This is a genomic window from Caldimonas sp. KR1-144 (assembly GCF_049446155.1).
Taxonomy (GTDB): Bacteria; Pseudomonadota; Gammaproteobacteria; order Burkholderiales; family Burkholderiaceae_C; genus Rivibacter.
In genome coordinates this window covers 268,221-280,594 of the sequence record NZ_JBMSEE010000004.1, presented here as the reverse complement: position 1 = coordinate 280,594, position 12,374 = coordinate 268,221, and the positions used below count along the sequence as shown (strand labels likewise).

At 70.7% G+C, this 12,374-nt stretch carries 17 protein-coding genes; 1 reads left to right on the top strand and 16 read right to left on the bottom strand.

Annotated elements, in window-relative coordinates:
• Nucleotides 1-5 precede the first annotated feature (5 nt).
• The 7 genes from ACO2TI_RS11815 to ACO2TI_RS11785 form a co-directional block, all read right to left on the bottom strand.
• Entirely contained in the window at nucleotides 6-1,442 is a 1,437-nt protein-coding gene (locus tag ACO2TI_RS11815) for an MFS transporter (protein ID WP_423284537.1), read from the bottom strand.
• Between the two features lie 29 nt (nucleotides 1,443-1,471).
• On the bottom strand, nucleotides 1,472-2,746 hold the full coding sequence (locus ACO2TI_RS11810) for an MFS transporter (protein WP_423284535.1): 1,275 nt from the start codon (nucleotides 2,744-2,746) through the stop codon (nucleotides 1,472-1,474).
• Between the two features lie 254 nt (nucleotides 2,747-3,000).
• On the bottom strand, nucleotides 3,001-3,315 hold the full coding sequence (locus ACO2TI_RS11805) for a BON domain-containing protein (RefSeq protein WP_423284532.1): 315 nt from the start codon (nucleotides 3,313-3,315) through the stop codon (nucleotides 3,001-3,003).
• Between the two features lie 31 nt (nucleotides 3,316-3,346).
• Nucleotides 3,347-3,892, bottom strand: a complete 546-nt coding sequence (locus ACO2TI_RS11800) for a ferritin-like domain-containing protein (RefSeq protein ID WP_423284530.1) — start codon at nucleotides 3,890-3,892, stop codon at nucleotides 3,347-3,349.
• 23 nt (nucleotides 3,893-3,915) lie between these two features.
• Nucleotides 3,916-4,371, bottom strand: a complete 456-nt coding sequence (locus ACO2TI_RS11795) for a BON domain-containing protein (RefSeq protein ID WP_423284528.1) — start codon at nucleotides 4,369-4,371, stop codon at nucleotides 3,916-3,918.
• Between the two features lie 241 nt (nucleotides 4,372-4,612).
• A complete protein-coding gene (locus ACO2TI_RS11790) occupies nucleotides 4,613-4,840 on the bottom strand; it encodes a CsbD family protein (RefSeq protein WP_423284527.1) in 228 nt (75 codons plus the stop codon).
• 199 nt (nucleotides 4,841-5,039) lie between these two features.
• Entirely contained in the window at nucleotides 5,040-6,395 is a 1,356-nt protein-coding gene (locus tag ACO2TI_RS11785; protein WP_423284525.1) for a CHASE3 domain-containing protein, read from the bottom strand.
• A 61-nt stretch (nucleotides 6,396-6,456) separates the two neighbouring features.
• On the opposite strand from ACO2TI_RS11785, the gene ACO2TI_RS11780 reads away from it, so the two are divergent.
• Nucleotides 6,457-7,089 (top strand): response regulator, encoded by a 633-nt coding sequence (locus ACO2TI_RS11780; protein ID WP_423284522.1) that lies wholly within the window; start codon nucleotides 6,457-6,459, stop codon nucleotides 7,087-7,089.
• A gap of 26 nt (nucleotides 7,090-7,115) precedes the next feature.
• Here the strand turns inward: ACO2TI_RS11780 and ACO2TI_RS11775 are convergent, their stop codons facing one another.
• The 9 genes from ACO2TI_RS11775 to ccmC all read right to left on the bottom strand — a co-directional run bounded on the left by ACO2TI_RS11775 (nucleotide 7,116) and on the right by ccmC (nucleotide 12,374).
• Nucleotides 7,116-7,493 carry a response regulator gene (locus tag ACO2TI_RS11775; RefSeq protein ID WP_423284520.1) on the bottom strand — a complete coding sequence of 126 codons (378 nt, stop codon included), beginning with the start codon at nucleotides 7,491-7,493 and terminating at the stop codon, nucleotides 7,116-7,118.
• Nucleotides 7,494-7,625: 132 nt separating this feature from the next.
• Nucleotides 7,626-7,865: a hypothetical protein gene (locus ACO2TI_RS11770; RefSeq protein WP_423284519.1), complete on the bottom strand. Its 240-nt coding sequence runs from the start codon at nucleotides 7,863-7,865 to the stop codon at nucleotides 7,626-7,628.
• 24 nt (nucleotides 7,866-7,889) lie between these two features.
• On the bottom strand, nucleotides 7,890-8,054 hold the full coding sequence (locus ACO2TI_RS11765; RefSeq protein WP_423284517.1) for a DUF1328 domain-containing protein: 165 nt from the start codon (nucleotides 8,052-8,054) through the stop codon (nucleotides 7,890-7,892).
• Nucleotides 8,055-8,172: 118 nt separating this feature from the next.
• A complete protein-coding gene (locus tag ACO2TI_RS11760) occupies nucleotides 8,173-8,616 on the bottom strand; it encodes a cytochrome c-type biogenesis protein (RefSeq protein WP_423284515.1) in 444 nt (147 codons plus the stop codon).
• Complete coding sequence (locus ACO2TI_RS11755) at nucleotides 8,609-9,136, bottom strand: DsbE family thiol:disulfide interchange protein (RefSeq protein ID WP_423284514.1); 528 nt, start codon at nucleotides 9,134-9,136, stop codon at nucleotides 8,609-8,611. The genes ACO2TI_RS11760 and ACO2TI_RS11755 overlap by 8 nt, the downstream gene beginning before the upstream one ends.
• Nucleotides 9,133-11,073: a heme lyase CcmF/NrfE family subunit gene (locus ACO2TI_RS11750; RefSeq protein ID WP_423284512.1), complete on the bottom strand. Its 1,941-nt coding sequence runs from the start codon at nucleotides 11,071-11,073 to the stop codon at nucleotides 9,133-9,135. Before ACO2TI_RS11750 ends, ACO2TI_RS11755 begins: the two co-directional genes overlap by 4 nt.
• The gene (ccmE, locus tag ACO2TI_RS11745) at nucleotides 11,070-11,495 is read right to left on the bottom strand and encodes a cytochrome c maturation protein CcmE (protein ID WP_423284511.1); all 426 of its coding nucleotides are present in this window, start codon (nucleotides 11,493-11,495) and stop codon (nucleotides 11,070-11,072) included. The genes ACO2TI_RS11750 and ccmE overlap by 4 nt, the downstream gene beginning before the upstream one ends.
• 1 nt (nucleotide 11,496) lies before the next feature.
• Nucleotides 11,497-11,631, bottom strand: a complete 135-nt coding sequence (ccmD, locus tag ACO2TI_RS11740) for a heme exporter protein CcmD (protein WP_423284509.1) — start codon at nucleotides 11,629-11,631, stop codon at nucleotides 11,497-11,499.
• Complete coding sequence (ccmC, locus tag ACO2TI_RS11735) at nucleotides 11,628-12,374, bottom strand: heme ABC transporter permease CcmC (protein WP_423284507.1); 747 nt, start codon at nucleotides 12,372-12,374, stop codon at nucleotides 11,628-11,630. The genes ccmD and ccmC overlap by 4 nt, the downstream gene beginning before the upstream one ends.

Sequence of the window (12,374 nt, the reverse complement as noted above, 5' to 3'; positions counted from 1 at the left end):
TCGGGTCAGCAGGGCATCTCGGCGTCGCGGCGGGCATAGAACCACCACGTGATCGCGACGCAGGCCAGGTAGAAGGCGAAGAAGACCCACAGCGCGGCCTCGGGGCCGCCGGTGGCAGTGATCGAGGTGCCGTAGCTCTTGGGGATGAAGAAGCCGCCGTAGGCGCCGAAGGCGCCGGCGAAGCCGACCGCCGCCGCGCCGAGCACGGTGCCTTCCTTGAGCGCCTGGGCCTTGGCGGCCGCGTCGGTGGCGCGCGCTTCGCGCTGCTTGAGCGTGTTGAAGATCACCGGGATCATCCGGAAGGTGGAGCCGTTGCCGATGCCGGTGGCGACGAACAGGACCAGGAAGCTCGCGAAGAAGCCCGCGAAGCTGCCGTCGACGGGCCCGAAGCCCAGCGCGTAGGTGCCCGCGCCCTTGGGCAGGAAGTACAGGACGCCGAGCACGCCCGCGGCCAGCAGCCAGAAGTCCCACAGCGTCACGCGCGCGCCGCCGAGCTTGTCGGACAGCCAGCCGCCGAAGGGCCGCACCAGCGCGCCGACCAGCGGGCCGAGCCAGGCATAGGCGAGCGGGTTGACCTGCGGAAACTGGCTCTTGATCAGGAGCGGAAAGCCCGCCGCGAAGCCGATGAAGGAGCCGAAGGTGCCGAGGTACAGCACGCACATCAGCCAGTTGTGCTTGCGCACGAAGATCTCGGCCTGCGCGGCGAAGGATGCCTTGGCGTCGGCCACATCGTTCATCGCGAACCAGGCGGCGATCGAGGTGATCGCGATCCACGGCACCCAGATGAAGGCGGCGTTCTGCATCCAGACCTGGGTGGCCTGGCCGTTCTTGACGATGGTCTGCGCCTCGCCGCCGAACACGCCCAGCACGCCGACCGTGACGACGATCGGGCTCAGGAACTGCACGACCGACACGCCCAGGTTGCCCAGCCCCGCGTTGACGCCCAGCGCCGAGCCCTTGCGGTCCTTGGGGAAGAAGTAGCTGATGTTGGCCATGCTGGAGCTGAAGTTGCCTCCGCCCAGGCCGCACAGCAGCGCCAGCACCAGCATCGTCGGGTACGAAGTGGTGTTGTCCTGCACCGCGAAGCCGATGCCCAGCGCCGGGATCAGCAGCGAGGCGGTCGAGATCGCCGTCCATCGCCGCCCGCCCACCAGCGGGATCATGAAGGAGTAGAAGATGCGCAGCGTCGCGCCCGACAGCGCCGGCGCCGCGGCCAGCCAGAACAGCTGGTTGGTCGAGTACTTGAAGCCCAGGCCGGGCAGGCTGACGGCGACCACGCTCCAGACCTGCCACACGGCGAACGACACGAACAGCGCCGGCACCGAGATCCACAGGTTGAGCTTGGCGATGGCTTCGCCTTGCTGCTGCCAGAAGGCCTTGTCTTCGGGCGTCCAGACGGTCAGCGTGCGACCGGCCTGGGCGGCCAGGGAGCGGGAGGTCATGAGTTCACCTTCGGGGGAAGCGATGCGCTTCAGGCGCGCACCAGGGGCGAGGGGGCCGCATGCGGGCCGATGACTTCGGTCTTGCGCACCTCGGTCCAGTACATCCAGATCAGCGAGACCCAGACCACGCCGTACATCAGCATGAAGGCGCTGGAGCGAATGCCTGTCAGGTCGAGCAGGGCGCCGAACATGATCGGCAGCACGAAGCCGCCGAGCCCGCCGGCCAGGCCGACGATGCCGCTGACGGTGCCGATGCTGTGCGGGTACTCGTCACCGATGTACTTGAACACGCTGGCCTTGCCGAAGGCCCAGGCCACGCCCAGCACCGCCATCAGCGCCGTGAAGGCGTAGACGTTGAGGCCCACCGTGAAGCTCGCCGGGCCGTTGACCGTGGTCACGGTGAACGCGGTCTGCGGGTAGGACAGCAGGAACAGGCAGATCCAGCTCACCCACATCACCCACCAGGTGACCTTGTGGGCGCCGTACTTGTCCGACAGCACGCCGCCGACCGCACGCAGCACGCCGCCGGGCAGCGAGAAGCACGCCGCCAGCAGCGCCGCGGCGCGGATGTCCAGGCCGTACTCGCCGACGTAGTACTGCACCATCCACAGCGCGAGCGCGACGTAGCCGCCGAACACGATGCTGTAGTACTGGCAGTACTTGAGGACCCGGGGATCCTTCAGCATGCGCAGCTGGTCGACGAAGCGCGTGTTGCTCGGCACCAGATGCTTGGGATCGTGGTGGCTGAACAGCCAGAACAGGATCGTCGCGCCCAGCATCACCGCGGCATAGACCTTGGGCACCATGGTCCAGCCAAAGGCGACGAGCAGCGCCGGCGCGACGAACTTGTTGACCGCCGAGCCCGAGTTGCCCGCGCCGTAGACGCCCATCGCCATGCCCTGGCGCTGCTTGGGGAACCAGCGCGCGACGTAGGGCGTGCCGACCGAAAACGAGCCGCCGGCCAGGCCGACGAACAGGCCGATGGCGAGAAACTGCCAGTACTCGGTGGCATAGGCCATCAGCCAGATGGCCGGCACGGTGGCCGCCATCAGCAGCGTCATCACGACGCGTCCGCCGTACTTGTCGGTCCAGATGCCCAGCGGTACGCGGATCAGCGAGCCGGTCAGCACCGGCGTGGCGGTGAGCAGCCCGAACTGCGTCGCGTTGAGGCCCAGCGACTGCTTCAGCGGGATGCCGATGACGCCGAACATCATCCACACCATGAAGCAGACGGTGAACGCCAGCGTGCTGACGATGAGCACGCTCCAGGCTTGGCGGGACGGTCGGGCAGATGGCGAGGCCATGAGGCTTCCTTTCCACGGATGCCTCACTTTCGCCGTCGAGCAGCGCAGCGAACATCCTTCGGTGGGGCCCGCGCCGCGCGGCGCAAGAACGATGGCGCCACGCCGGCCATCGTTCGCAAGGAGTAGTCGCCGCGCGCGTTCGCGCCGGCTTGCGCCGGATCAAGGCCGACGCTGGGCGAGCGGATTACAAGGCGCGATGAAAAAGGCCCGGCGACTTGCCGTCGCCGGGCCTTCGAGCGAAAGCGGAAGTTCGCTCAGCTGCGCACGATGATGTCGTTGCGCACCGCAACCACACCCGAGGTCGAACGTGCCAGCTTCTCGGCCATCATCCGTTCGTCGTTGCTCTTGGCGAAGCCCGAGAGCTGCACCACGCCATTGAGCGTCTCGACGCTGATCGCCATCGCGCTGACGGTCTTGTCCTCGGCGAACTTGGCCTTCACGCGCGAGGTCACGACCGCGTCGTCGACGTAGGCGCCGGCGGTCTGCTGGTCGCGCATCACGGTACAGGCGGGCAGGGTGATCAGCGAAGCGGCCGAGACGATCGCGGCCATCAGGATGCGTGCTTTCATGGCAATCTCCTTCTCAAGGTGACACAGGTTCTCAACGGTCGAGCCAGTCGCGCAGTTCGTCGGCGTGCCGCTCTTCCTCGGCCAGCACGTCCTCGATCAGGCGGCGCGTGGTCGGATCCTTGTCCGCCAGCAGCTGGACCATCTGGCGATAGCTCTCGACCGCCACGCGCTCGGCCACGAGGTTGGAGCGGATCATCGATTCGAGCTGGCGCGACTCGTCGTAGCCGGCGTGGCTGCGCTCGAGCAGCGAGTTCGGCTGGAAGTCGGGCTCGCCGCCCAGCTGCACGATGCGCCGCGCGATGCGGTCGGCGTGCGCGAGTTCCTCGTTGGCATGCACGAGGAACTCCTCGGCGATCTTGGGCGACTCCAGGCCCACGGCGGTGAAATGGTGGCGGCGATAGCGCAGGACGCACACCAGCTCCGTGGCCAAGGCGTCATTGAGCAGCTGGAGGATGTCATCGCGCCACGGTCCGTAGGTCGGGGTGACGGCTCCGTCGAAGACATCCTGGCGGGCCGCGCTGAGGGCGGTCTCGTCAAGGGCCAGGCGCTGAGGCGCCGCGGTGCGGTGGTCGTTCATGCGCGATCTCCTTCGGCGTGCCTTCAGCTCGACCTGATCTGCAGCTGGTTGTCGACGCTGCGGACGCCCTCGACCGCGGCCGCGATCTGCGTCGCGCGGTCGCGCGCGGCCAGGTTCGGCGCCGTGCCGCGCAGGGCCACGCGGCCGTCGGACGTGTCGACATTGATGCGCAGTGCGCTGAGCTCCTTGTCGGCCGCGAGCTTGGCGTTGACCGACGCCGTGATCGTGGCGTCGCTCACCGAGCTCTTGATGTCGTTCGCCGCCTGCTTGGCCTCGCTCTTGATCTCGCCGGCCGCCTGATTGGCTTCCTGGCGGGCGTCGTCCATCTTGCGTTCGGCAGAAGCGGTCGCGGAGTCGACCCGTTCGCCGGCGGTGCGCGAGTCGTCGGCACGGTTGCAGGCGCCCAGCGTCGTGGCCGCCAGCAGCGCCGCCACGGCGCTCAGTGCCGTCAGCGGACGAGACGTGGTTCGTGCGTTCATCGATCACTCCTTCGGTTGACGCCGCGCTGCGGCGATGAAGAAACGATAGGTGCGGCCCGTCGCGGCGCAGGTCGGCGCCCAACGGTTTGCCGTGTCGGACGGCGCTGACAGGCCGTGTGCGTCCGGCGAACGCCGCAGCGGCCAAAGCCCACGGCCGGCACAACGCAAACCGGCCGCGCACCTCGCGGTGGCGGCCGGCCGCAATTCAAGACGGGTGCTCAGGCTGACGAAGCCTCAGGCCTCAACGGCGAGCCCCGTTGAACCAGTCGTCCGAGGCGCTGTCTTCCCACGCCGAGATCTGGCGCTCGGCCTCGTCCTTGGCGACGCCGTAGCGCTCCTGGATCTTGCCGGCCAGCAGGTCCCGGCGCCCCGCAACGACGTCGAGGTCGTCATTGGTCAAGCGCCCCCACTGCTCGAGGGCCTTGCCCTTGAGCTGCTTCCAGTTGCCTTCGATGCGATCCCAGTTCATTGAACCTCTCCTCGGCGGGCGAAGCGAATCCTTCCGACGCGCCAGGACGGCCCACCTTCGTCCCGCGCGCACCGCGGACCCGGGGGCCTCGCGGCCGGGCATCGGCATCGACACCCTTGGGTTCACTCTAGGGGGGCGCGTCACCGCGCCGTGTCGGCCGCGATCGACCGCGCATGTAGGACTGGACCGCACCCCGCGCTCAGGACAGCGGCAGCGTCGCCTCGATGACGGTGCCGCGTCCGGGTGCTGATGACAGCACCATCGCGCCGCCGGCCGAGCGCATGCGAAAGCGCATGCCGGCCAGGCCGTGTCCGCCGGATCGCAGGCCGGCGGTGTCGAAGCCGCGGCCGTCGTCCGTCACGCGCACCACCACGCGGCCGTCGGCGGCCTCGAGGCTCACCTCGACGCGGCGCGCCTGCGCATACTTGGCCACGTTGGTCAGCGCCTCTTGCACGAGCCGGTAGACCGACAGGGCGCGGTTGGGCGGCAGGCGGACCTCGTCCAGCCGCGTGTCCACCTGGATCTCGCTGCGCTTGGCGAACTCCGCGCACAGGATCTGCAGCGCCGGGTTCAGCCCGAGGTTGCTGAGCGAGGAGGGCCGCAGGTCTTCGATGATGCGCCGCTTGAGCGCGATGCCGGCATCGAGCGACTTCACCAGGTGCGCCAGGCGCTCGGCGACCTCGGGCGATGTGGCCGGGCCGAGGCGGTTCTTGACCCGCGCGACATCGAGCTTGGCGGCCGTCAGCAGGCCACCGAGCTCGTCGTGAAGTTCGCGTGCGAGGTGGCTGCGCTCGTCCTCGCGCACCGTCTGCAAGTGGTTCGCCAGTTCGGTGAGTTCGCGCGTGCGGCTTTCGACCTCGCTTTCCAGCTTGTCGCGCTCGCCCTGCAGCTCGGCCTGGCGCTCGAGGCGCTCGCGCTCGCGCTCGTGCGCCAGCCGCAGCGCGGTGAACACCGCCGCCAGGCACAGCAGCACCAGCACCGCGATGCCGACGCGCCCGATCATCATCGCGCGGTCGCGCTGCTCGCCGGCGGCCGTGAAGGCGGCGGTCTCGGCCGCCGCCACCTGCGCGACGAGTCGGTCGATGACCACCATCTGCTCGCGGCCGATGTCGGTCAGCAGGAGCGACAGCGCGTTGTCGCGCTGCCCCGCCTCGACCAGCCGGATCACCTCGCGCATCTCGTCGAGCTTCTTTTCCGCCGCCGCCGCCAGCATCTCCAGCGACTCGCGGTGTGCAGGCCGCTGCGCGGCCAGGACCTTCACGCGCTCGATCACCGCGAGCAGCTCGCCGAGGTTGACCGAATAGGGCTCCTTGTAGTCGTCGCGCTGCGTCAGCAGGAAGCCGCGCTGCGCCGACTCGGCGTCGGCCACCAGCAGGCGCAGGCGGTTGACGACCACTCGCACCTGCAAGGCCTCGTCGCGTGCCTGGGTCGACTCGCGCACCCGCTGGTAGCCGATCTCGTTGATCGTCACGACGATCACCGCGAACGCCAGCGCGATCGGCGCGGCGAGCCGGCTGCGCGTCAGGCGCCGAAGCCGCTCAGGCAAGCCCGCCATGCCGCGCTCCGGGTGGCGCCGTACACTGCTTTGCACGATCCATGCTCCGTTCCTCGCAGCCATGATCCGCATCGGCATCGTCGACGATCACGCCATTGTGCGCACCGGATTGCGCCAGTTCCTTTCGGAGCAGGTGGACTTTCGCGTCACCGGCGAGGGCGCCAACGGCCGCGACGCGCTCGAGCTCGTGCGCGGAGGCGAGATCGACGTGCTGCTGCTCGACATCTCGATGCCCGACCAGAACGGCATCGACGCGCTGGCGGCCATCAAGGCGCGCCGGCCCGATCTGCCGGTGCTGATCCTCAGCGGCTTTCCGCAGGCGCACTACGCGGTGACGCTGCTGCGCCAGGGCGCCAGCGGCTACCTGAACAAGGAGTGCGACCCGGAGGAGATCGCCACGGCGATCCGCACCCTGGCCCTCGGGCGGCGCTACGTGACGCCCGAGGTCGCCGAGTTGCTGGTCGACGGCATGGCCGCCGGCGGCGACCGGCCGCCCCACGAGGCGCTCAGCGAGCGCGAGCTGCAGGTGTTCCTGCGCCTGGCGCAGGGCGAGACGGTCAGCCACATTGCCGACAGCATGTGCCTGAGCGTCAAGACCGTCAGCACCTATAGGGCACGCGTGCTCGAGAAACTCAAGCTCGAAAGCAACAGCGACCTGACCTACTACGCCTTGAAAAACGGGCTGATCCAGTAGCCCTCGGTGCGGCGCGGCCATTCAATTCAGTTGGGCCGGGCCAGTTGCGCACAGTAGGCCACCAGCGCCTCGATGTCCGAGGACTTGTCGAACACCTGGCTGGCGCCAAGTTCAAGGCAGCGGCGGCGGATGTCCGGCGTGGCGTAGTTGGTCAGCACGACACGCTCGGCGCGGTGCTCGCGCTGCGCGAGCGCACGCAGAAGGTCGATGCCCGAGCCTTCGCGCAGGAAGACGTCGATGATGACCACGTCGCAGGGATGGCCCGAATCGAGCCAGCCGAGCGCGCTGGGCACGTCCTCGGCCTGCCCGACCACCTGCAGCGGGACCAGCTCCTCCAGCGCCGCCGCGAGGTTTTCGCGGATCACCTGGTTGTCTTCGACGATGAAGGCTTGGAGCGCTGTCATGACACCGGCCGGGAGATTGCATTCAGGAATCGAACCGGTGAGGAGTCTATGGCGGACGCGGGCGGGCGCCGTGTAGGACAGCTCCGACACGCGGCGCCCGCGCCAGCCCTTCGGCGGGGTTGCAGGGTTTCATCAGTGGCGGCGCATCATCAGCGCGCCCAGGGCGATCAAGCCGGTCAGCATCGCACCGAAGGCGGTGGCGATCATCAGCGACTTCAGCGGCTCGTCCTGCACGTACTGCTGGGTGCGCGTGCTCAGTGCCCGGGCCTCGTCGCGCACGGCATCGCCTGCGCGATGCATCAGGTCGACGCTGGCCGAGGGCAGCTGGCCCAGCACCCCGTTGGGCGCCTGGGTGGCGACAGTGGTTCTCATGGCTTGCTCCTCGGTGCGCGGGCGCTATCTGCCGCGGAAGGCGTTGATGATGAAGCTGGCGATGGCCAGCACCAGGAACACCACGAACAGGATCTGGGCGATGCCCGCCGCCCCGGCGGCAATGCCGCCGAAGCCGAACAAGGCCGCGATCAGCGCGATCACGAAGAAGACGATGGCGTAATGCAGCATGTGGCTCTCCTCGACATGGCGGACAGCACGCACGGTGCGGCTGCCTGTGAGGACAAGCCTAGGCGCATCGGCGCGCCGCGACAGTGGGAGGGAGACGTGACGGGCTGTAGGACGGCGCTCACAAGCCGCTGTCGGGCGCGCCTGGCGGGCCCGGCCGCGCCCGGCGTCGCAGCACGCCGGCCCACGCGCCCAGGCCGGCGATGAGCAGCACGGCCGGCGCCAGCCACAGCAGCAGCGTGCCGGTACGCAGCGGCGGCCGGTAGAAGAGGGCGTCGCCGTAGCGCTGGCGCAGCGCCGCGGCGATCTGCGCCTCGTCTTCGCCGCGATGCAGGCGCTCGAGCACGTCGCGCCGCAGGTCGGCCGCCAGCGGCGCGCTCGAATGGGCCACCGAGTCGTTCTGGCAGACGAGGCAGCGCATCTGGGCCGTCAGCGCGAGCATGCGCGCCTCGAGCTCGGCGTCGGCCGGCGTCGTTGCCGCCTGCACGCCGGCCGCGATCACGCCGGCCGCCAGCACCAGCCACAGCAGCGGCACGCCGAGCCATGGCCAGCGCCGGCTAGCCACCCAGGCTCTCCAGCAGCGGCAGCAGACGTTCGCGCACCAGCGCCTCGGTCAGCACGCCGCTGTGCTTGAAGCGCACGATGCCGTCGCGGTCGATCACGAAGGTCTCGGGCACTGCGACCACGCCCCATTCGAGGCCGGCGTGGCCGTCCGCATCGACCAAGTTCGCGACGAACGGGTCGCCCTCGCGCGCCAGCCAGGCGGATGCCTGCGCCGCTTCGTCCTTGTGGTTCAGCCCGACCACGGGCACGTGGCCGGTCGCGGCCAATGCCTTCAGCGCCGGCATCTCCTGCCGGCACGGCGCGCACCACGAGGCCCACACGTTGAGCACCCACGGCCGCCCGAGCAGGTCGTCGCGGCCGAGCGAGCGCTGCGGCGCGTCGAGCCGCGCCAGCCGCAAGGTGGGCGCGGGTTGGCCGACCATCGCCGCGCCGCCGGGCGGCGCTGGCGGGCGCCACAGCGCGGCGGCGAGCAGCGCGACGAGTGCCGCGAACGCCAGCAGCGGCAGCCAGAAGCGCCTCACGCCGACGGCTCCAGCACGGCGGCCGGCGCCAAGGCCGCGTCGCGCCGCGCGCCGCGGCGATAACGCCGGTCGCTGGCCGCGACGAGGCCGCCCAGGGCCATCAGCGCGCAGCCGCCCCAGATCCAGCGCACGAAGGGCTTGACCGCCAGGCGCAGCGTCCATGCGCCGCCGGCGAGCGGCTGGCCGAGCGAGACGTAGAGGTCGCGCGCAAGGCCAGCGTCGATGGCCGCCTCCGTCATCGGCTGGCGCTGCACGCGGTAGACGCGCTTTTCGGGCAGCAGGCGCGCGAGCGATCGTTCCCCGCTCGCGACCTCGACGAGCCCTTGCACGCCCTCGAAGTTGGGTCCGGCGAGCGGGCGCACGCCCCAGAACGTGAAGCGCAGGCCGCCGAGCTCGACCGACTCGCCGACCGCCAGGCGCACGTCGCGCTGCTGCTCGCCACCAGCCAGCGCCATGCCCAGCGCGAACGCCGCGACGCCGAGGTGCGCGAGCCACATGCCCCACTGCGCGCGGGCCGGTCGCGGCGTGGCGCGTGCGTCGATCGCGATGCCGGCGGCGATCCACAGCGCGAGCGCGACGCCCAGCGCGGCGCCGATCGACAGCCGTTCGGCCACCACCGCGGCCGACAGCCCCGCCAGCAGCGCGGCCAGCGCGGCCCAGCGCAGCCGCTGCCACAGCGCCGGCAGATCGGCGCGCTTCCACTTCGCCAGCGGGCCGATGCCCAGCAGCACTGCGAGTGCGGCAAACAGCGGCAGCAGCAAGGTCTCGAAGTAGGGCGGGCCGACCGACACCGCGGCGAGCCCGAAGGCATCGAGCGCCAGCGGATACAGCGTGCCCAGCAGCACCGAGGCGGCGGCGACGAGCAGCAGCACGTTGTTGAGCAGCAGCACCGATTCGCGCGAGACCGCGTCGAAACGCCCGCCGGCGGCCAGGCGCGGCGCGCGCCAGGCGTAGAGCGCGAGCGCCGGGCCGATCAGCGCCGCCAGCAGCACCAGGATGAACAGCCCGCGCGCCGGATCGCTGGCGAAGGCATGCACCGAGCTCAGCACGCCCGAGCGCACGAGGAAGGCGCCGAGCAGCGACAGCGCGAACGCCAGCAGCGCGAGCAGCAGCGTCCAGGCGGTGAGCGCGCCGCGCTTCTCGGTCACCGCGAGCGAATGGATCAGCGCCGTGCCGGCCAGCCACGGCATCAGCGAGGCGTTCTCGACCGGGTCCCAGAACCACCAGCCGCCCCAGCCGAGTTCGCCGTAGGCCCACCAGCTGCCCAGCGCGATGCCCAGCGTCAGAAAGGCCCAGGCGGTGGTGGTCCACGGCCGCGTCCAGCGTGCCCAGGCCGCGTCGGCCTGGCCGCCGATCAGCGCGGCCACGGCGAACGCGAACGCGACCGCGAAGCCGACATAGCCCATGTAGAGCAGCGGCGGATGCAGCAGCATGCCGGCGTCTTGCAGCAGCGGGTTGAGGTCGCGGCCGTCGCGCGGCGCGCCGACCGACGGCGCGAACGGGTCCGAGGTGAGCAGCAGGAACAGCGCGAAGCCCGCGCCGACCCAGCCCAGCACCGCCAGCGTGCGCGCATGCATCGCGGCGGGCAGCGCGCCGGGGCGCAGCGCGACGGCGAGCGTCCAGCCGGCGAGCATCAGCACCCACAGCAGCATCGAGCCCTCGTGGCCGCCCCAGGCCGCCGCGACGCGATAGGCCCGCGGCAGCGCCTGGTGCGCGTGGGCGACGACGTAGGCCAGCGAGAAATCGAGCTGCACCAGGGCCGCGACCAGGCTCGCGAACGCGAGCGCGAGCAGCGCCGCGTGCGCCATGGCGAGCGGCCGCGCGGCACGCATCCAGGCCGCGCGCGAACGCGCGGCGCCGGCCAGCGGCAGGCTGCCCAGCAGCAGCGCCGCGAGCAGCGCCAGCCACAGCGCGCCATGGCCGATCGCCGCGATCAAGGCCTGGCCTCCGCCGCCTTCAGCGCGCGGGCCGCCGCCGGCGCGGTGTAGGTCTCGTCGTGCTTGGCCAGCACCTCGTGCGCGAGGAATACGCCGTCGGCCGCGAGCCGGCCCTGCGCGACCACGCCGCGGCCCTCCTGGAACAGATCGGGCAGCACGCCGCGAAAGCGCACCGCGACCGAATGCGCGGTGTCGGTGACGACGAAGGCGACATCGAGGCCGTCGCTGCGCACGCTGCCGCGCTCGACCAGGCCGCCGATGCGAAACACGCGCTGCGCCGGCGCCTCGTTCGCGGCCACCTGCGAGGGCGAGTAGAAGAACACCAGGTTGCTGTTCAGCGCGTAGAGCACCAGGCCGACGGCGACGCCGATCGCGCACAGCACGCACGCGGCGAGGGCCAGGCGTCTTCGTCCGGCGCGCATCTCACTCGGCCTCGCGGGCGCGCCGCAGCGCGCGGCGATGGCGCAGCGTGCCCAGCAGCGGCTCGACCAGCATCAGCAGCGCCGTCACCCCGTAGGCGCCCACGACGTAGGCCAGGTGATCGCCGAGCCCGCTCACGCGCTCGCCCCCGTGAGCGCGCGAACCCACTGCGCCTCGGACTCGCGCTCGATCAGCACCGCCCGCGCACGCGCCAGCGCGGCCGCGATCGCATAGGCCCAGAAGCCCAGCGTCACGAGCAGCAGGCCCAGCAGCATCGGCGCATCGATCGTCGGCGCGGCGTTCAGCCGGATCGTCGCGCCCTGGTGCAGCGTGTTCCACCAGTAGACCGAGCCGTAGATGATCGGCACGTTGATCGCGCCGACCACCGCGAGCAGCGCGGCGGCGCGGTCGCCGCGGCGCGCGTCGTCGAAGGCACTGTCGAAGGCGTTCCCCAGCGCGATCACGCCGAGATAGAGCAGCAACAGGATCAGTTCCGACGTCAGGCGCGCGTCCCACACCCACCACGTGCCCCAGGTCGGGCGCCCCCACAGCGCGCCGCTCAGCAGCGCGATCGCGGTGAAAAGCGCGCCGGTCGGCGCGAGCGCGCGCGACAACACCGCCGCCATGCGCGCGTTGAAGGCCCAGCCGATGGCCGCCCACGAAGCCATCGCCAGGTACACCAGCATCGACATCCATGCCGCCGGCACGTGGACGTAGAGGATGCGGTAGGCCTCGCCCTGCACGGCATCGACCGGCGCGAGCACGAAGCCGACGTACAGGCCCGCGGCCGAGAGCAGCGCGGCCGCGCTCCACAGCCACGGAAGCCAGGCACCGGCCGCCCGGTAGAAGCGCGACGGAGAAGCGAGGCGGGTCCAGCTCAT